The 19368-nt window shown below is 53.8% G+C and carries 19 protein-coding genes and 1 tRNA gene; 8 read left to right on the top strand and 12 right to left on the bottom strand.

Annotated features, from left to right (window positions below; translation table 11 throughout):
- Window positions 1-108: 108 nt before the first annotated feature.
- Together OHJ17_RS20180 and OHJ17_RS20175 are read left to right on the top strand one after the other, a co-directional pair.
- On the top strand, window positions 109-1008 hold the full coding sequence (locus OHJ17_RS20180) for a DUF6685 family protein (protein WP_004147225.1): 900 nt from the start codon (window positions 109-111) through the stop codon (window positions 1006-1008).
- A gap of 241 nt (window positions 1009-1249) precedes the next feature.
- Window positions 1250-1798, top strand: a complete 549-nt coding sequence (locus OHJ17_RS20175; RefSeq protein ID WP_071557759.1) for a helix-turn-helix domain-containing protein — start codon at window positions 1250-1252, stop codon at window positions 1796-1798.
- 517 nt (window positions 1799-2315) lie between these two features.
- Here the strand turns inward: OHJ17_RS20175 and OHJ17_RS20170 are convergent.
- The 5 genes from OHJ17_RS20170 to proB form a co-directional block, all read right to left on the bottom strand.
- On the bottom strand, window positions 2316-2462 hold the full coding sequence (locus OHJ17_RS20170; protein WP_153244818.1) for a hypothetical protein: 147 nt from the start codon (window positions 2460-2462) through the stop codon (window positions 2316-2318).
- Between the two features lie 397 nt (window positions 2463-2859).
- Window positions 2860-4041, bottom strand: coding sequence for a tyrosine-type recombinase/integrase (locus tag OHJ17_RS20165; RefSeq protein ID WP_032432628.1), 1182 nt, complete (start codon window positions 4039-4041; stop codon window positions 2860-2862).
- A gap of 163 nt (window positions 4042-4204) precedes the next feature.
- Window positions 4205-4280 (bottom strand) — tRNA-Thr (locus OHJ17_RS20160).
- 113 nt (window positions 4281-4393) lie between these two features.
- The gene (proA, locus tag OHJ17_RS20155; RefSeq protein ID WP_004147253.1) at window positions 4394-5647 is read right to left on the bottom strand and encodes a glutamate-5-semialdehyde dehydrogenase; all 1254 of its coding nucleotides are present in this window, start codon (window positions 5645-5647) and stop codon (window positions 4394-4396) included.
- Window positions 5648-5657: 10 nt separating this feature from the next.
- Window positions 5658-6761, bottom strand: a complete 1104-nt coding sequence (proB, locus tag OHJ17_RS20150; RefSeq protein WP_004144574.1) for a glutamate 5-kinase — start codon at window positions 6759-6761, stop codon at window positions 5658-5660.
- A gap of 289 nt (window positions 6762-7050) precedes the next feature.
- Between proB and phoE the strand changes: the two genes are divergently transcribed.
- Window positions 7051-8103, top strand: coding sequence for a phosphoporin PhoE (phoE, locus tag OHJ17_RS20145; RefSeq protein ID WP_004144576.1), 1053 nt, complete (start codon window positions 7051-7053; stop codon window positions 8101-8103).
- Window positions 8104-8147: 44 nt separating this feature from the next.
- Here phoE and OHJ17_RS20140 read toward each other — a convergent pair whose 3' ends face one another.
- A complete protein-coding gene (locus tag OHJ17_RS20140; RefSeq protein WP_004222859.1) occupies window positions 8148-8714 on the bottom strand; it encodes an NlpC/P60 family protein in 567 nt (188 codons plus the stop codon).
- Between the two features lie 412 nt (window positions 8715-9126).
- Between OHJ17_RS20140 and OHJ17_RS20135 the strand changes: the two genes are divergently transcribed.
- Together OHJ17_RS20135 and OHJ17_RS20130 are read left to right on the top strand one after the other, a co-directional pair.
- On the top strand, window positions 9127-9996 hold the full coding sequence (locus OHJ17_RS20135; protein WP_032432643.1) for a DMT family transporter: 870 nt from the start codon (window positions 9127-9129) through the stop codon (window positions 9994-9996).
- A 95-nt stretch (window positions 9997-10091) separates the two neighbouring features.
- A complete protein-coding gene (locus OHJ17_RS20130) occupies window positions 10092-10757 on the top strand; it encodes an HAD family hydrolase (protein ID WP_004177299.1) in 666 nt (221 codons plus the stop codon).
- 169 nt (window positions 10758-10926) lie between these two features.
- Here the strand turns inward: OHJ17_RS20130 and OHJ17_RS20125 are convergent.
- From OHJ17_RS20125 to phnC, 6 genes are all read right to left on the bottom strand, one after another.
- Window positions 10927-12290 (bottom strand): IS3-like element ISKpn1 family transposase gene (locus OHJ17_RS20125; protein ID WP_085955203.1). Its coding sequence is split into 2 segments (ribosomal slippage): window positions 10927-11822 and window positions 11822-12290, totalling 1365 coding nucleotides; the frame shifts between segments, so codons are not numbered across the junction.
- Window positions 12291-12677: 387 nt separating this feature from the next.
- A complete protein-coding gene (locus OHJ17_RS20120; RefSeq protein ID WP_085386411.1) occupies window positions 12678-12848 on the bottom strand; it encodes a LysR family transcriptional regulator in 171 nt (56 codons plus the stop codon).
- A gap of 95 nt (window positions 12849-12943) precedes the next feature.
- Complete coding sequence (gene phnE / locus OHJ17_RS20115; protein ID WP_032432646.1) at window positions 12944-13828, bottom strand: phosphonate ABC transporter, permease protein PhnE; 885 nt, start codon at window positions 13826-13828, stop codon at window positions 12944-12946.
- On the bottom strand, window positions 13825-14697 hold the full coding sequence (gene phnE, locus OHJ17_RS20110; protein WP_002890001.1) for a phosphonate ABC transporter, permease protein PhnE: 873 nt from the start codon (window positions 14695-14697) through the stop codon (window positions 13825-13827). Before phnE (OHJ17_RS20110) ends, phnE (OHJ17_RS20115) begins: the two co-directional genes overlap by 4 nt.
- A gap of 66 nt (window positions 14698-14763) precedes the next feature.
- Complete coding sequence (gene phnD, locus OHJ17_RS20105) at window positions 14764-15702, bottom strand: phosphonate ABC transporter substrate-binding protein (protein ID WP_002890002.1); 939 nt, start codon at window positions 15700-15702, stop codon at window positions 14764-14766.
- Window positions 15703-15724: 22 nt separating this feature from the next.
- Window positions 15725-16567, bottom strand: a complete 843-nt coding sequence (gene phnC / locus OHJ17_RS20100; protein WP_004177295.1) for a phosphonate ABC transporter ATP-binding protein — start codon at window positions 16565-16567, stop codon at window positions 15725-15727.
- 848 nt (window positions 16568-17415) lie between these two features.
- On the opposite strand from phnC, the gene ecpR reads away from it, so the two are divergent.
- The 3 genes from ecpR (at window position 17416) to OHJ17_RS20085 (ending at window position 19347) form a co-directional block, all read left to right on the top strand.
- A complete protein-coding gene (ecpR, locus tag OHJ17_RS20095; protein WP_004144585.1) occupies window positions 17416-17958 on the top strand; it encodes an ECP biosynthesis operon DNA-binding transcriptional regulator EcpR in 543 nt (180 codons plus the stop codon).
- Between the two features lie 74 nt (window positions 17959-18032).
- Window positions 18033-18620 (top strand): common pilus major fimbrillin subunit EcpA, encoded by a 588-nt coding sequence (ecpA, locus tag OHJ17_RS20090; RefSeq protein WP_002890053.1) that lies wholly within the window; start codon window positions 18033-18035, stop codon window positions 18618-18620.
- A 58-nt stretch (window positions 18621-18678) separates the two neighbouring features.
- Window positions 18679-19347 (top strand): fimbrial chaperone EcpB, encoded by a 669-nt coding sequence (locus tag OHJ17_RS20085; RefSeq protein ID WP_004144586.1) that lies wholly within the window; start codon window positions 18679-18681, stop codon window positions 19345-19347.
- Window positions 19348-19368 lie beyond the last annotated feature (21 nt).

Below are 19368 nucleotides of genomic sequence, written 5' to 3'. Positions count from 1 at the left end.
TTAATTAACTCGCTGAGTTGGCATTGATTTTGATAAATCGCACAACCCTCCAAAGATTGAGTTGCCAGATAGAAAATCAGTAGTTAGCCTAAAAAAAGAATAAACTGAATGGATAAAATGGATATCATACCTAACCGACCTATATGGAAAAAAATCATTCACTCCATACATGATGGTTTTTGGGACTCCCTTGGCTATCCGGCTACATTAAGTCGGCGAGTCCATTATGGCGTTTTGAAAGCTAAAAGGCCACATATACAGAATACAATATGGCTACGTTCGGTCATTAAATGGCAAACATGGCTCAATTACGAAGAAAATCATATATGCTATCTGCATCCTGGTCATAATGGTGATTACGATTTGCTCCATCGCCATATACCTCAGCTGGATGGTCTGGTCAGTAATACCGTAATAAAAAATTATCGGTGCGACATTTCCAGTGTCGGGGGGCTAAGTTCGTCTAATAACTCTGATATAAATATTGCCACACTAGATGATTTCGCGTTGGAATTTAGCCGGGAATTAGCTACACCGATTAGTGTCGACCAACTCAGGAAAAACCTTGACCATCATAGATTACGACTATATAAAATGTTTTTCAGCCAATATTCCTGGATGCCAGGTCGCCTGTACTGGAACAATATTGATGGCATTCAACACTTTACTGCCGTCAGGTATTTGTCGATTCAGTTAGGGGTTCCTGTTCAACTGAAAGGTGAACTGAATTCTTTTAATTTAAATTTAAAGAAAGTACAGCAACTGACAGATGTGTGGGATTTATATTTGTTGCCCGATAAAGAGGTGTACGGAATATTACTAGACTGTTTGTTGAGAGTGAAAATTCCCCTCGGTATATCAAATGCTCCAGATTGGGAAAACGGGGAAAACACAAAATATCGGATTATCTGGCTAGAACGGGATAAAATCATTCCAGCGCGTGTATCACGTTTTTTGACACAGGCTGGATTTGCTTCAGTTAATCAGTATTTATTACAGCAAAAATAAAATGAATTGTACAAAGTAACTGGCCTCAAAGGCGTACGTATCTCTTTATCACACTAACTTCGGGTTCAGACGGAAATTAAAAAAACAACCTTTAGACATATATGCAAATGATTGATGATTTTCAGAGTAATTACGCATGGAGAAAACCCAGTCGTGAATCTTTCTTCCCTTAGAAAGATTCCTTACAAAATAATTTACAAACTAATCATTTTAATAAACACGTAACAGGATAGCCTGAAAAATGTTTTACATAGCCACTAATAATCATTATCTTTTTGTTGGTTTGGATTCTTTACTGAAGCCCTATAAAAGCAAAAAAATTCGCACAATTAAACGCAATAATCCAAAACATCTAAATTTTAGTGCAGGTGATACTATTTTTTTCGATGATAGTATTGATGTTGTTTGTTTATTGGAAGGTATGGTAGTGAATAACTTATCATTAAATATAATTTGCATGCATTCTTGTGAGTCGCCTGCTAATTTTATTATAAACCCTATAGAAATTTTAAGTAAAGATTTCACATCAATGAATATTAAAAAATTTACATTTTTAATAAATGAAAAAAATTGCGGATATTTTAAAAAGGTGGTCCTTTCCCCTCGGGAGGTATGTGTTTTAAATTTATCAATAAAAGGAATCAGCGTGAAAAACATTGCCAAAAGATTAGGCTTGCAAATAAAAACCGTATATGCTCACAGGAGTAATGCTTGTAATAAACTTGGGGTGGATAAGGCTTGTAATTTATTTCATTGCAGGCTTTTAATTAAGATGATTTATTTGGAATAAATAGTTGAGCCAAATGAATAGAAACATAACAGGAAACGTCTTACACAATAAAGCCGGATAAAGATAGATATGGCGCTCATAGATAAAAAGCAGAGGGCATCAAGTGTAAGCATCTCGATAAAGCGGACCATTCACCTTTAGTGATTTTCTAACATACTGATTATGTCCCTTGAGGAGTTCATCATACGTAAAGATCTATTCACCTAGTACCAGAGACAGTCCAATAATTTATTTGATAAGGAGCTCGATGTGATGCCTGACGAGAAAAAAACCGGTTAAACCAGAAAATCCTGGTCCCGTCCCGACGCATCAATATGACCAATCAGAATGTCCGAAGCACGCCGGTAACCTTCGGTTTAAGCTGTACCGTGATCAGGCATGTAATTCAAACATGCGTTATTCTGTCAGTCGCTGTCGCTTGCTAATATCTCCGGTTCTGACGTTTTTTTTTAAATAGCTTTTTCTGTACCGATGATCTGTTAATAAATCCCGTCCTGCCATTTATTTCCCGGCCGGTTCAGATTCTGTTCTTCATTCGCCGCTGCACCGAGAGCCAAGTGAGTTCTTCCAGATCGCCTGGAACAATCCCTTCAGGATTGGTGTAGATGACGCTGGCATTCGCGGTCAGCCACCAGGAGCCTGAGACCAGAATACGTTCAGCCACCGTCAGACCGTCCCAGGTGACAATCAGCCAAGTATTTACACCATAATCTTCAGGAGGGCGGAGCCAGAGCTGTTGATGGCCGAGAGCGATCAGTGCCCATTAATACGGATCAGTTTGGATATGGGGAATTTTAAGCTTGTTTTGAACGTAGCGTCCTTACAGGGTGAGCGTCACCGCTTTGCGGCTCCGATGGTTCCATTTGGGGAAAATTTGTGCCTCTTGTTCACGATCGTCCGCTTTGTGCTAAGCAGACAATTCATTAAATTGCGCATTGACAATTTTCAGGCCTTGTTATGCCTAAACATGATCAAAAATCCTGCGTTACGTGAAAAAACGCTGCAACATATAGCTACAGCATTTCTTTTAGTCTTTTTTGGGGCGGTATTTATACGCTAACTTAATTGTTACTCTCGCAACTATCCACGTAATCCCCATACCACTGCATCATCTCTTTCCTCCCTTCCAGATACAACGCATGGTTATACGTCCCACGAATCGCGTTCTTGTCCACGTGCGCAAGTTGGGTCTCAATCCACGCAGTATTAAATCCTTCCTCATGTAAGATTGTGCTCATGGTGTGACGGAAACCATGCCCCGTTACCTTCCCCGTATACCCAATCCGCTTAAACACCTGATTAATACTCGCTTCGCTCATCGTTTTGCGGGGATCATTCCTCCCTGGAAACACAAGAGGATATTGCCCAGACATCACTTTGAGCTGCTGTACGATCTCCAGCGCTTGGGTAGAGAGGAGGACAAGGTGAGGGCGTTTCATCTTCATACGCTCCGCGGGAATTTCCCACACCGCTTTTTCAAGATCAAACTCACTCCAGAAAGCACCTCGAAGCTCGCCGGTACGAACTCCCGTAAGGATCAGCAAACGTGCGGCAAGAACAATTAACGGGCTGCCTGTATAGCCAGAGAGAGCTTTAAAGAAGTCTGGTAACTCCTCAACGGTAAGGAAGGGATAATGCTTCGATTCATGCCCTGACATCGCACTGGTTAGATCTGCAGCAGGATTGTATTCCGCGCGTCCAGTAACGATGGCGTAACTAAAGACTTCACTGCAGCGCTGACGAACCTTCTTAGCCTTCTCTGTCGCACCACGGCTTTCCATTCTACGCAGCACATTCAGCAGAACCAGTGGTTTGATTTCATTCACCGGCTGCTGGCCGATATAGGGAAAAATATCTTTATTGAAAGCTTCGATAATGTCGGAGGCATAACCCTCTGACCATCGGCTCACCTTCGTTCCGTGCCATTCAAGCGCCACAGCCTGAAATGTATTATGGAGCCGCACATCCCGAACCAGCTTTTCTTCTTTCTTGGCAAACGATGGATCGATACCCTCGGCCAGTTTTTTCTTGGCTTCATCACGTAGCGCCCTCGCTTGTGCAAGGGACACTGCTGGATAGACTCCAAAAGCCATACGCTTCTCTTTTCCATTGAAGCGATATTTCATCCGCCAGTATCGTGAACCAGAGGGAACAACCTCAAGATACAAACCAGCACCATCTGCCAGCTTGTAGGCTTTCTCTTTGGGTTTAGCAGCATCTACCTGCCGCGCATTTAACTTCATTGGGGGCATCTCCCTGGACCGAACACAGAATGCCCCCACTTATGCCCCCAACTGTAACTTGATTCCGGTTGAGTCCCGTTGATAACAGGAGATAAAATACGGGCCAGAAACCGCAGTATACGGGCTTTAAGTTGATTTCGGTAGACTTGGGAAGAGTTTGAAATGGTGCCGATAATAGGAGTCGAACCTACGACCTTCGCATTACGAATGCGCTGCTCTACCAACTGAGCTATATCGGCCCTGCAAGAGGTGTTCACGAGCGTGAATCACGAGGCAAAAGGTTAGAACTTAGCGGGCGATGCGTCAATAGCCAGTGGAATCAACTGCCTATTTTTGCATCGCCCGTTCTCATTTACGCACGAATGGTATCGTCGCCGAAACCAATCCACTTATAGGTGGTTAACGCTTCCAGCCCCATCGGGCCGCGGGCGTGCAGCTTCTGGGTGCTGACCGCCACTTCCGCGCCGAGGCCGAACTGGCCGCCGTCGGTGAAGCGCGTGGAGGCGTTCACATATACCGCGGAAGAGTCCACTTCATTGATAAAGCGGTTGGCGTTACGCAGGGTGCGGGTCAGGATGGCGTCGGAGTGCTGGGTGCCATGTTCGCGGATATGGGCGATAGCCTCGTCCATATCAGCCACCACTTTGACGTTTAGATCCAGCGACAGATACTCGTCGTCATACTGCTCCGCTTTCACCGGCTCGACCTTCGCTGGGCCGTTTTGCAGCGCGGGGAGGGCGGAAGGGGCGGCGTGCAGGGTGACGCCGCTCTCGGCCATCTGCTTGCTTAACGCCGGCAGGAAGGTATCGGCGATGTTGCGGTGCACCAGCAGCGTTTCCACGGTATTGCAGGTGCTCGGCCGCTGGGTCTTGGCGTTGACGATGATCTTCAGCGCGGGGGCGATCTCGGCGGTTTCATCCACGAAGATATGGCACACGCCAATCCCGCCGGTGATCACCGGGATCGTTGACTGCTCACGGCACAGCTTGTGCAGGCCCGCGCCGCCGCGAGGGATCAGCATATCGATGTATTTATCCATCTTCAGCATTTCGCCCACCAGCGCGCGATCCGGGCTCTCGATAGCCTGTACCGCGGCGGCCGGCAGACCGCACTCCTGCAGCGCCTGCTGGATCACCTTCACCGTGGCGGCGTTGGTGCGCCAGGTCTCTTTCCCGCCGCGCAGGATCGCCGCGTTGCCGGTTTTCAGACACAGGGAGGCGACGTCGACCGTCACGTTAGGACGCGCTTCATAAATCACGCCAATCACCCCCAGCGGGACGCGGCGACGTTCAATACGCAGACCGCTGTCCAGCAGCCCGCCGTCGATCACCTGGCCGACCGGATCGGCCAGATTGCACACCTGGCGTACATCGCTGGCGATGCCGCTCAGACGCGCCGGGGTCAGCGCGAGGCGATCGAGCATCGCTTCACTCAGGCCATTGGCGCGAGCTTCGGCTAAATCTTCCGCGTTGGCGCGCAGAATATCGTCGGTCTGCGCTTCCAGATAATCGGCGATCTTTTCCAGTACCTGATTCTTTTCCCGGCTGGAGAGTAACGCCAGCTGCCAGGAGGCCGCTTTGGCGGCAATGCCCATTTGTTCCAGCATTTTCAGCTCCTTAACGGATGATCATATCATCGCGGTGGACGGCCACCGGGCCGTATTCATAGCCCAGAATGGCATCGATTTGCTGCGAGTGCTGGCCGGCGATAAGGCGCAGCGCATCGCTGTTGTAGCGGCTGACGCCGTGAGCGATGTCGCGTCCTTCGCTATTGCGGATGCGGATCACTTCGCCGCGGGAGAAGTTGCCGCTGACGATTTTGATCCCTTTTGGCAATAGCGAGCTGCCTCTTTCGAGGATCGCCTGGGTCGCGCCCGCATCGACGGTGATTTCCCCCGCCGGCGGCGCGCCGAAGATCCAGCGCTTACGGTTCTCCAGCGGAGACTCCTGGGCGTGGAAGCAGGTACCTACCGGCAGGCCTGCCATGGCATGGCCGATAACGTCCGGACGGTTGCCGGCGGCGATGATGGTATCAATCCCCGCCCGGCAGGCGACGTCCGCGGCCTGCAGCTTGGTGCCCATGCCGCCGGTGCCGAGTCCGGAGACGCTATCGCCGGCGATGGCGCGCAGCGCGTCGTCGATGCCGTAAACGTCTTTAATCAGCTCCGCCTGCGGGTTGCTGCGCGGGTCGGCGGTGAACAGGCCTGGCTGGTCGGTTAACAGCAGCAGCTTATCCGCCCCGGCGAGGATCGCGGCCAGCGCGGAGAGATTGTCGTTATCGCCCACTTTGATTTCCGCGGTGGCGACGGCGTCGTTTTCGTTAATGACCGGGACGATGCTGTTATCCAGCAGCGCGCGCAGAGTGTCGCGGGCGTTGAGGAACCGTTCTCTGTCTTCCATGTCGGCGCGGGTCAGCAGCATCTGGCCAACGTGAATGCCATAGATAGAAAACAGCTGTTCCCACAGCTGGATCAGACGGCTTTGTCCCACCGCCGCCAGCAGCTGCTTGGAGGCGATGGTGGCGGGCAGTTCCGGGTAACCAAGGTGCTCGCGCCCGGCGGCAATGGCCCCGGAGGTCACGATGACAATACGGTGTCCCATGGCGTGCAACTGTGCGCACTGGCGCACAAGCTCGACGATATGGGCGCGGTTCAGGCGACGGGACCCGCCTGTTAAAACACTGGTGCCCAGTTTTACCACCAGCGTCTGGCTTTCACTCATGATTCTCTGCCGTTCAAAAGGAATATCGATATCGAGCTGATGTTGTAGCAGGAGTCGGCCCGCTTGCCAACACCCGGGGCGGCGGGCGCGCCATTTTATTGCGCGGGATCGGGCATTCTGGAGAGGGAATGTGACAAAAATATGTCAGATACATTTAAATACCCTTTTTTATAAAAAGTTCCATCTTGTCATAAATATTTAATATCCCGGCGTTAAAAAACCTCCAGTTTTTGATGGGCGAGCGCCCGCAATTGAATAGCGCGTATAAATAAATCACCAGGACTGAATAATGAAAAAGAGTACTCTGGCATTAATGATGATGGGCTTTGTGGCTTCAACAGCGACGCAGGCAGCGGAAGTTTATAATAAGAACGCGAACAAGCTGGATGTGTACGGCAAGATCAAAGCCATGCACTATTTCAGCGACTATGACAGCAAGGATGGCGATCAGACCTACGTGCGTTTCGGTATTAAAGGCGAAACGCAGATTAACGACGACCTGACCGGCTATGGCCGTTGGGAATCTGAATTCTCCGGTAACAAAACCGAGAGCGACTCCAGCCAGAAAACCCGTCTGGCGTTCGCCGGCGTGAAGCTGAAGAACTACGGCTCCTTCGATTACGGTCGTAACCTTGGCGCCCTGTACGACGTGGAAGCCTGGACCGATATGTTCCCGGAATTCGGCGGCGATTCCTCTGCCCAGACCGATAACTTTATGACCAAGCGCGCCAGCGGCCTGGCGACCTACCGCAACACCGACTTCTTCGGTCTGGTGGATGGCCTGGATCTGACCCTGCAGTACCAGGGTAAAAACGAAGGCCGTGAAGCGAAGAAACAGAACGGCGACGGCGTCGGCACCTCGTTAAGCTATGATTTCGGCGGCAGCGACTTCGCCGTCAGCGCAGCCTACACCAGCTCCGACCGTACCAACGATCAGAACCTGCTGGCCCGCGGCCAGGGTTCGAAAGCGGAAGCCTGGGCGACCGGCCTGAAATATGACGCCAACAATATCTACCTGGCGACCATGTACTCTGAAACCCGCAAAATGACCCCGATCAGCGGCGGCTTTGCCAACAAAGCGCAGAACTTTGAAGCGGTGGCGCAGTATCAGTTCGACTTCGGTCTGCGTCCGTCCCTCGGCTATGTGCTGTCGAAAGGGAAGGATATCGAAGGGGTGGGGAGTGAGGATCTGGTTAACTACATTGACGTGGGCCTGACCTACTACTTCAACAAAAACATGAACGCCTTCGTGGATTACAAAATCAACCAGCTGAAAAGCGATAACAAACTCGGCATCAACGATGACGACATCGTCGCGCTGGGTATGACCTACCAGTTCTGATTAACCGCAGAACCACCCGCCGCAGCCCTGGCTGCGGCTTTTTTTTAGCGGCGATTCTTCGCCAGATGCAGGGTGTCGCTGTTCATGGTGATCTGCGCGTTATACTCCTTCGGCAGACGACGCGCCTGATAGAACGCCGATTCCCAGTAAGGGTTGTCCAACGAAGAGCGCATCACGCCCTGGCTGCTCGAGGCGTGAAGGAAATTATGATCGGTATCGTAAAAGCCAACGTGCATCCCGGCCCGGGTGCGGAAGAACACCAGATCGCCGGGACGTAAATCCCGCTTATTGACCCGCACGCCCATGTGCAGCAGCTCGCGGGTGGTGATCCGCTCCATCGGCAGGTTAAAGCGATCCTTCAGCGTGCGCCAGACGAAACCCGAGCAGTCGACGCCGCTTTGTTCAGTACCGCCCCATTCATAGGGGGTTCCCTGCCAGGTGTGCATCTGATCATGCAGGGCCGCTACCACCGGGATCAGATCGTCCGATCCGCCGTCAATGGTCATATCCGCATGAGATTTTGTGTTCTTTGCCTGTTTCGGTGAGGAGGAGCATCCTGCCAACAACAAAAAAGGAATTAAAAAGAGAGCATGCGTCAGTTTTGGCTTCATATCGTTATTTTCGAAGTAGCAAGCAGACTGCTTTGTTTTATAGCCGATTAAAAACCACGGCTGAATAAGCCGAGGCCGCCTTTACGTTTATTTACGATTAAAAATAAACAACCTCGGGATGGATCAGCCATAAAGGGCAGTTGTCACTCCGCAACGGTCTGTGCCAGGATGCTGACAGGAACATTTCACGAGGCATTCCATGACGCATTACGCCATCTCTAGCGAGACTTTGCCCGGCGCCGCTTTCGACGCGGGGTGGATGACGTCTGCGCCTCATCATCGCTTCGCCACGCTCTGCCCACCGCCTCCCCCTCCAGACCGGGTAGTTTTCGGCGCTTAACGCCGTCTTTAGCAGGCGCTTACCTGCCGGTATGACGCTTGATACCTTGTGTTTGACGTTCTGGAGCATGCTATGCACGTTCGCTATTCTCTGCTCGCCTCGCAGGCGACAACGGCCCTTTTTGTGCTGCTGTGGGGCAGCGCGGCCATCTTCACCCGCTGGGGACTGGATAACGCCTCGCCGATGGCGCTGCTGGTCTTTCGTTTTCTGGTTGCCCTGGTCGCGCTGACGCCGCTGGCTATCGTCCGTCGGCGCTGGCTGCCCGCGCCGGGCACCCGCCTGCAGACAGCGGCCACCGGTCTGATGCTGATTGGCGGCTATTCGGTCTGTTACTTCGAGGCGATGGCCAACGGCGTGACGCCGGGACTTATCGCCACCATCATGGGGATCCAGCCCATCCTTACGCTTTGCGTGGTGGAGCGCCGCCTGCAGGGGCGGCGGCTGTCAGGACTGCTGCTTGCCCTGGCGGGGCTGGTGCTATTGGTGTGGCGCAGCCTGGCGGCCTCGCCGATGGCGACGGCGGGGATCCTGTTTGCGCTGGCGGCGCTGCTGCTGATGACCTTTGGCGCGCTGTGGCAAAAGCGCAGCCGTCAGGCGCCGGCGGATGTCCTGCCGCTGCAGTATGCCGTTAGTCTGGGGCTGTGCCTGCTGATTGCCCCGGTCAGCGGCTTCCGGTTTACCGTTAACGCCGGGTTGATTATTCCGGTGCTGTTTCTCGGGCTGCTGATTTCGGTGGTCGCCCAGCTACTGCTGTACCGTCTGCTGAGCGCGGGAAATATCGTCAATGTCACCAGCCTCTTTTATCTGGTGCCAGCGATCACGGCGCTGCTGGATTATCTGCTGCTGGGCAACCGGCTGCCGGCGGCGACGATGATCGGTATGATGGCGATCGTCGGCGGGATCGTGCTGGTGTTCCGCACCGCGAAGGTCCGCGCCGGCTGATGGCGAGCCGGGCGCTGCGGCGTCCGGTTCATTTTCCTGTCATCTTTTTTACGCATGCTCCCGGCAGCTTATTTTGACCAGTAAGGGAAAGTACCATGGGCAACACGCTGACGATTTTTGATCTCGATAACACCCTGATACAGGGCGATAGCAGTACGGTCTGGAGCCAGTTTATGGTTCGCGAAGGGCTGGCGACGCAGAAGGGGTATCTTGCCCGCGAGGCGCGGCTAATGGCGGATTATGACCGGGGAGAGATGAATATCGCCGATTATGTGGCCCTGATCCAGGCGCCGCTGGCCGGAATACCGAAGTCGGACGTTGACGCGCTGGTGGCCCGCTGCGTGCGCGAGGCGATCCTGCCCCGGGTCTATCCGCAGGCGTGGGAGCTCATTCGTCGTCTGCGGGCCGAGGGAGAGCAGATGCTGATTATCTCCGCCTCGGTTAGCCTGCTGGTGCAGGCGGTGGCCGCCGCGCTGGAGATCGATCAGGCGCTGGGGATTGACGTGGCGATGGTCGACGGCGGCTACAGCGGTGAAATCACCGGGATCCCCAGCTATCAGCAGGGGAAGGTGGCGCGTCTGGCGCAGTGGCGCGAGGCGCATCCGCAGTATGACGGCGAGGTGACGTTCTATACCGATTCCATTAACGATCTGCCGCTGTGCCTGCATGCGGATCGCGTGCGGCTGGTCAATCCCTGTCCGCAGCTGCAGGCGGCCGGTGCCGGATACGGCTGGCCGGTGCTGAGCTGGCGGTTGGAATAGCGGAGCGGATAAATTTTTCTACAGGCCTGCGGGTTCAGTCGTTCCAGGCCGGATAAGCCCTGTAGGCCGGGTAAGGCGCAGCCGCCACCCGGCATAAACGCAGCTCCGTGCCTGATGCCATCGCCCGGCGGCGCAGTTGGACTGACCCCATAAAGTTGGATGGTTCATATTAAGCGGCTCTCAGAGCCTGGGTTCGGTACTCTACCGGACTCAGGCCTTTTAATTTCAGGCTTATCCGCTCGTTGTTGTAGTAATGGATATAGTCCTCTACGGCTTTTCTTAGCGCACTGACACTCCTGAACTCCCTCAGATAAAAACACTCCGATTTCAGGGTCCCGAAGAAGTTTTCCATCACTGCATTATCCAGGCAGTTTCCTTTACGCGACATACTCTGCGTCATCCCATGCGCCTTTAAACGTTCCTGATAGCTCCTCATCCTGTAATGCCAGCCCTGATCCGAGTGCAGCAGCGGAGCATCTCCCGGTCTGAGCTTCGGGAACGCACCGTCCAGCATCGTATTCACCATCTCCATCACCGGCCTTTCCGACAGGCTGTAGGCGATAACCTCCCGGTTAAACAGATCGAGAACTGACGACAGGTAAAGCTTTTTTCCCTGTACCGGGAACTCTGTCACATCTGTTACCCATTTTTCGTTGGCTTTTGACGCACCGAAGTTCCGGCTCAGGATATTGGGCGCGGCCTCGCCCGTTCTCCCTTTCCAGGCACGATATTTTTTCGCCCTTATCACAGACCGGAGTGACAGTTCTGCCATCAGCCGCTGCACTGTTTTATGGTTTATCCGCAGCCCCTGTTTTCTCAGTGCGAGCGTGATCCTGCGGTAGCCATAACGACCTTTGTGATAGTGGTATATCTTCCTGATGTTCTCTTTAAGACCCGCATACCTGTCCCCTTGCTTCAGTGCATTCATATTGTAATACCACGTGCTACGGGACATACCGGCCGCCCGCAGAAGGTCCCGCAGAGCGTGTTCATGCCTTAGTTCACTGATTATCAGGGCTTTTTGCCATTTTTTTCGCTCTGAACCAAGGCTTTCAACTTTTTTAGATAGGCATTCTCTGCCCGCAGATAACGCAGTTCGGCCCTGAGCTCTTCGGGGGAGAGTTTTTCCAGCTCTTTATCTGTCAGTGGTGGGATATTTTTTGGCTTTGTCATTTGTCCGGGCCGTCCGCATTGCATGTTTAAAAGACCTTCCGCTCCGGCATCGTTGTACACGTCGAGCCAGCGCCGGACAAGTATTTCTGCGGAGAGATTAAACCGGGCAGCCGCTTCACGCATCGTCAGGCGGTCACTGATAACCGCCCGGACGACCACGAGTTTAAATTCATCGGAATAATGATTATTTTTTGCAGTCAGGCCTTCTGCACCGTGGAACTGCCATGCCCTGACCCAGCGACGGACAGATGTTCTTTCAATACCAAAAAGGTCGGCTGTACTCTGTTCTCCGTCTTTACCGGACAAATAATGATTAACCACAGCCAGTTTTGTTTCAGGGGAATACTTTGGTTTAGCCATAAAACTGCACCTTACTCAGTTGGGTGTCCAACTTTTGGGGTGCAGTCCAAGTTGCTTGCCGGGCCTACAGACAGTCGGAGCCGGACGAGTAGGCCGGGTAAGGCGCAGCCGCCACCCGGCGGAATAACGGTACAAGCGTAAATTTCCCTGTGCATACAGCGCCTGGCAGGGCTACAACTTCTATGTTATTTCCGGACAGATTGCGCTCCCAATATTTTTTCTGCGCTATGTCACTCATGGCGCTGGGAGCGCACAGGGGGCGGCCAGTCGCCGCCGCCCCCTGTACCCCCGGGCTCCGGCCAGCAACATCGCCGCTGCGCGGTGCCTTCGACTTATCCCTGCAGGCTTCGGGTCGGGCCGAGGCAGCGTCCCTGCAAAACACGGCCCTCAGCCCGCATCCATGCGGGCTGCCCCGGCCTTCCGGGAACGTCTCAGCGATGTTGAGGCCGCCAGCACCGGCAGTTTCAGCAGCCCCTGCGCCAGCGGTGATTTGGGGTTGTAGGCCGGGTAAGGCGCAGCCGCCACCCGGCATAAACGCAGCTCCGTGCCTGATGCCATCGCCCGGCGGCGCAGTTGCTTGCCGGGCCTGGAGACAGTCAGAGCCGAACGAGTAGGCCGGATAAGGCGAAGCCGCCATCCGGCGCAAATGTGCGCTAGCGTCCGCTCTGATACAGCGGCACCGCGGCGCCGCCGATATAACGACGGCGCAGCCAGGCGGAGAGGGTGTCCATGATCATTACCACCGCCACCAGCAGCAGGGTGATAAACATCACCACATCCCAGTTCCACAGACGCATATTCTCGGCATAGATAAGCCCGATACCGCCGGCGCCGACGAAGCCCAGCACCGCCGCGGAGCGGGTGTTGGATTCAATCTGATACAGGCTAAGCGCGAGGAAGGTCGGGAACGACTGGGTAAAAATGCCAAAGCGATGCTTTTGCAGGCTATTCGCGCCCACGGCGGTCAGCCCGCGCCCGGGAGATCGGTCCACGGCTTCGTGTCCTTCCGCGTACAGCCGTCCCAGCAGACCGGTGTCCTGCATGATGATCGCCAGCACCCCGGCCAGCGGCCCGAGGCCTACCGCGCGTACAAAAATCAACCCCCAGATAGCCATGTCGATCCCGCGCAGCACATCAAACAGGCGGCGCATCAGCAGGGCGAGGGTCCCCAGCACCACGCCGCGCATGATGTTGCGGGCGGCGAAGAAGGAGAGCAGCAGCGCCAGCACCGTGGCAGTCAGCGTCCCGGCGAAGACGATGGCCAGGGTGACGCCGATTTGCGTAAAGTAATAGCCGAACGGCCAGTTCCAGAAGTCGTGCCAGACGAACATCCGCGCCAGGTAGCGGCCAATCTGCTGCAGGCCGGTGGTCAGCTGCTCGCCGCTGATACCAAACTGCAGAAAAAACCAGACGTAATAGAGCAGGCAGGCTAGCGCCACCAGCCCGACGTAGAGCAGGTAGCGCCCCTGGACCTGATAGAGCTGCTTATGCTGCCGCCGGCTGGCGGCGAGATCCGGTTGCATGTGCCAGACGCTCATTTCTTACCCTCCAGAACCCACAGGCGCAGACGACCGGACAGCATGTCCAGCGCCGACACCACCAGAATGATCAGCAGCAGGGTGATGCTCACCTGATCGTAGCGGTCGAGCTTGATGTTGGTCATCAGCTCCTGGCCGATGCCGCCCGCGCCCACCAGCCCGAGAATGGTCGACGAGCGGAAGTTGATTTCAAGCCGCATAAAGCCATAGGAGAGAAACAGCGGTTTCACCTGCGGCCACAGGGCGAAGCGAATTTTCTGCAGCGGGGACGCGCCGCAGGCCGCCAGGCCGCGTACCGGTTTGTTTTGCGCGCTTTCCACCGCCTCGTAGAACAGTTTGGTCAGGCTGCCGACGGTATGCAGCATCAGCGCCAGAAAGCCCGGGATCGCGCCGATGCCGAACGCCATCACAAAGATCACCGCCCACGCCAGCTCGGGCATGGTGCGCAAAAACGCCACCAGCACGCGAATGGCAAAGCGCACCGGCGCCGGGGACCAGGCGTTATTGGCGGCAAGAAACGCGAAAACCGTGGCGATGGCGACCGCCACCAGGGTCGAGGCCAGCGCCAGCTGCAGGGTTTCCCAGATCAGCGGCAGCTGGATCGGCAGGCGATAGCCCCACCAGGCCAGCGACCCTTTGGTCTGCACATCGGCGAACAGGTTGCCGGCACTCAGGGGCGGAATGGTCTCTGCCATATAGTCAAAGAAGTGGGGCAGCGAGTGCCAGATAGTCAGCAGATTAAATTCCGCGGCGCTGCCGGCGGCAAAATAGAGCGCCAGCAGCAGCAGCGACCAGCAGACGGCATCGCGCTTTTGCCGCGAGCGTACCTGCTGGTAATAGCGTTCAAATTCGGTGTGGGTTGTCTTCATGCGTCGGGGATCTTCAACGTAGCGCCGCCGCTTACCCTGGGGCAAGCAGGCGGCGTTGAGGCAGGATTAACGCGCGCTCACCAGCTCGCGTTTCATATCAATAATCTGCTGGAAGTCAGCCACGCTGCCCGGGCCGATGTGCTGAGTACCGCCCATCGCTTTGATAAAGCAGGCGTGATCCTCGGTGTCCAGCTTTTTCACTGCCGCCACGACCTTCGCCTTAAAGTCCGCCGGCAGCGCATTGCTCACCAGGATCGGGCCGTTCGGGATCAGCGGCGATTGCCAGATAATGCGGATCTGCTTCATCAGATCCGGATGATCCATGCGAATCAGGCGGTTGAACGCGCCGGTAGTGTAGCCGGTGTTGTAATCGCCAACCATCGAGGCCCACGTGACCGCGCCCGCGAATTGGCCATTCAGCACGCCGAGGATGTCCTGCTCATGGCCGCCGGAGAAGGTGACGCTGGAGAAGGTGTTGTTGTATTTATTGTCGGCGTTACCGCCAAATTTTTCTTTAAACGCATGGTTAGGGATCAGATACCCGGAAGTGGAATCCGGATCGGCGAAGCCGAAGGCTTTGCCTTTTAAATCGTCCAGCGTTTTGTAGGGGGAGTCGGCTTTGACGATCACCACTGAGTGATAGCCGCGAGACTGATCTTTGTCGTCCACGGCGATGCCGACGATATCCACCGCTTTCGGATTATTGAGATAAACCGAGGCGTAGGAGGAGGGGGACATGCTCAGCACCACGTCAACTTTCCCTCCCAGCAGGCCCTGGATCACCCCGGAATAGTCGGAAGAGTTGCGCAGTTTGGTATCCACGTTCAGCTCTTTATCGAGGAAGGCCTTCACGCACTGGTTATCGCCGATTTGCTGGGTGGCGTTCTGGCCGCCGAGAATGCCCAGATTGAGCTCTTTCGGCTGCGCCGCCGCTGCCTGCCATGCCATCATCATGCCCGCGACCATTGCGGATAAACGAACTGCGCCAGTCATATATTTTTTCATTATGTTGCCCGTGTGAGTGAAATTAATGCAATTGGCTAACTTCATCGCCGTACAGCCGCTGCAGCACATCCTGCGTCAGCCGGGAGGGGTGATCGTCAAAAATAAGCTGGCCGCTGGCGACGCCGATAACCCGGGTGCAGTAGGCCCTGACCAGCTCCACCGAATGCAGGTTTACCATCACGCTGATACCCTGCTCGCTAATCTCGCGCAGCACATCCATGATGCGCTGAGTGTTTTTCGGATCCAGCGAGGCGACAGGCTCGTCGGCCAGCAGGATCCCGGGGTTTTGCATCAGCGCCCGGCAGATCGCCACCCGCTGCATCTGCCCGCCGGAGAGGTTCTCCGCCCGCTGCAGCGCGTGCGGCAGCATGTTCATCCACTCAAGCAGCGCAATGGCGCGCGCCCGGTCGGCTGCGGGAAAGATTTTAAACAGCGATTTCAGGGTTGAAGTCTGGCTGAGGCGGCCCAGCAGGACGTTGGTGAGCACGTCGAGGCGCGGCACCAGGCAGAAGTCCTGAAAAATCATTCCGCAGTGGCTACGCCAGGCATTGAGCGCGCGGCCTTTCAGCTGTGAGACATCGTGCGGGGTACCGACTTCCGGGTAGCTAAGAATTTCTCCGCCGCTGGCGCTGTGGGTGCCGTTGAGGACATGCAGGAGCGTCGATTTACCGGCGCCGGAGCGGCCAATGACCCCGACCATTTCCCCGGCGTGCAGATCAAAGCTGATGCCGTCCAGCACTTTGTGCTGGGCTTGATAAGCTTTACTCAGATTACGCACGCTTAAGACCTTCCGCTGCCGGCCGGCAGCGAGATCGGTGAACGGCTGGAAATCAGTTTCGGCCACCGCGGCAAGAGAGCTGTTCATAAGAGTGTCCAGGTTCGTCATTAACTGGCCACTATTAATAGGTCTTTATATGAAATTTCGATGACGGTATTGCGAACAAAGCGTGAACTGGCGTGAAAGAGCGACGGCCAGCGGCTCAACGCGTGCGGCATGCTGGCGGCTGGCGAAGCGCCGAAAAGCCGCTATGCTTTGGAGGGCGCGGAGACAGACCGGTTCGTAGGCGTAGGCAGCCTTCGGCAATCTTCGCTTAATCTTGATGAAGAAGACCGTTTAATCGAATAGATAATGCGTCTGCCTTTGTTTAGCATTCAACATCCCGCATGTATTAACATATACATAACTATTTTGTGCGGCAGGTTAATCTATTCATGAGTCTTATGTGTTGGTGAATCATCCTGGTTTTTGTTTATTTGTAGATTTATATCCTTTCTTTTGTGCTAAATCCGGTTTATTTGATAAGCCATTCAAGAGTTCCATTAAGAATATTCCTAACATAATAGGGCGAAGATCCTGGATAATATAAAGCGCAGATAAGAATTGACGGTTATATTACCAATAACCTTATGAAAATAAATGTCTTTTTCTGGCGCTCAAAAATTTGATATTTTCAGTTTTTGTAAATATTGACCTGGGCGCGAAATTCATTGCCTTTCCGCATGTTGACACTCCATAGGAAAAAACTTAAATTCAACGCCAAGCAGAAAATAATTATAGTTTAATCCCCCGCTTATCCAATATTGATAAGTAATGCGTGTCTTATTTAATGGCGATTTATTAAAGGAAACGAATACGCCAGTAAACTTTATAGGCCTGGCAAGCAGTGACGTTGTAAAAATGATTACTTCAAGGACTATGAGGTTAAAAACTATATGGAATATAAAAGCTGTTCCGATAAGTATATTTGGTCTGCCGATGACTCCTATTTCTATAAAGGACTGTCCGAACTGATTGTAGACATCGACGAATTAATTTATCTCTCACTGGAGAAAATCAGAAAAGATTTTGTGTTTATCAATCTCAATACGGCTTCATTAAACGAATTTATCAGGCGCGACAGCGAATGGCTATCCGCGGTAAAGGGGAAACAGGTCGTATTGATTGCGGCCAGGAAATCAGAGGCCTTAGCGAACTACTGGTATTACAATAGCGATATTCGCGGGGTGGTATATGTTGGTCTGAGTCGCGATATTCGAAAAGAACTGGCCTATGTAATTAATGGCAGGTTTCTCCGCAAAGATATTAAGAAAGATAAAATTACAGATCGGGAAATGAAAATTATCCGCATGACCGCCCAGGGCATGCAGCCGAAATCGATCGCCAGAATTGAAAATTGTAGCGTGAAGACAGTGTATACCCATCGGCGTAATGCTGAGGCCAAACTGTATTCCAAAATATATAAGTTAGTTCAGTAATACCCAGGCAATTCTGTTTTTTAAATGGTTCACCGGGACATCATGTCCTTAATTCAACTCAGGATGAAAAAGCGATGAAAAAAAAGGTTCTGGCAATAGCTCTGGTAACGGCGTTTACCGGTATGGGCGTGGCGCAGGCTGCTGACGTAACGGCTCAGGCTGTAGCGACCTGGTCTGCGACCGCTAAAAAAGACACCACCAGCAAGCTGGTTGTGACCCCGCTCGGCAGCCTGGCGTTCCAGTACGCCGAAGGCATTAAAGGCTTTAACTCGCAGAAAGGTCTGTTTGACGTGGCGATTGAGGGGGACACAACGGCGACCGCCTTTAAGCTGACCTCGCGTCTTATCACCAACACCTTAACCCAGCTGGATACCTCCGGCTCCACGCTGAGCGTGGGCGTGGATTATAACGGCGCCGCGGTGGAAAAAACTGGCGATACCGTGATGATCGATACCGCCAACAATATTATGGGCGGCAACCTCAGCGCGCTGGCTAATGGCTACAACGCCAGCGGCCGTACCACAGCGCAGGATGGTTTCACTTTCTCCATCATCAGCGGCACCACCAACGGCACCACCGCCGTGACCGATTACAGCACTCTGCCGGAAGGGATCTGGAGCGGCGACGTCAGCGTACAGTTCGACGCCACCTGGACCAGCTGATCCTTCTGATGCACCAGCAGGGGGATCTCCCCCTGCTTTTTTCACGGACGGAATTGTTATGAAAAAGCACCTTCTGGCCCTCGGGCTGCTGCTTGCCGGGGTGTCGCCGGCGCAGGCGCTGGATGTCGGCGATATTTCATCCTTTATGAACAGCGGCAGCAGCACGCTGAGCAAAACGATCAAGAACAGCACAGACAGCGGTCGACTGATCAATATCCATCTCGAACGGCTCTCTTCCCCGCTGGACGGCGGGCAGGTTATCCCGATGGACAAACCGGATGAGGTATTGCTCACTCCCGCCAGCCTGCTGCTACCCGCCCAGGCCAGCGATGTGATCCGCTTCTTCTACAAAGGCCCGGCGGATGACAAAGAGCGCTACTACCGCATTGTCTGGTTCGATCAGGCGCTCAGCGATGCCCAACGCGATAACGCCAACCGCAGCGCGGTGGCCACTGCTTCCGCCCGCATCGGCACCATCCTGGTGGTGGCGCCCCGGCAGGTGAACTATCGCTTTCAGTACGCCAACGGCTCTCTGACCAACACCGGGAATGCGACGCTGCGGATCCTCGCCTACGGCCCCTGCCTGAAGGCCGCCGATGGTAAGGAATGTAAAGAGAATTACTACCTGATGCCGGGTAAATCGCGCCGTTTTACGCGCGTGGACACGGCGGATAAAAAAGGACGGGTGGCGCTTTGGCAGGGTGAGCAGTTTGTTCCCGTGAAATAGACAGCTGTGCAGATGGATAAC

This window comes from Klebsiella sp. KP20-425-1, assembly GCF_025813515.1.
Classification (GTDB): domain Bacteria; phylum Pseudomonadota; class Gammaproteobacteria; order Enterobacterales; family Enterobacteriaceae; genus Klebsiella; species Klebsiella pneumoniae.
This window is presented reverse-complemented; position numbering and strand designations above follow the sequence as displayed.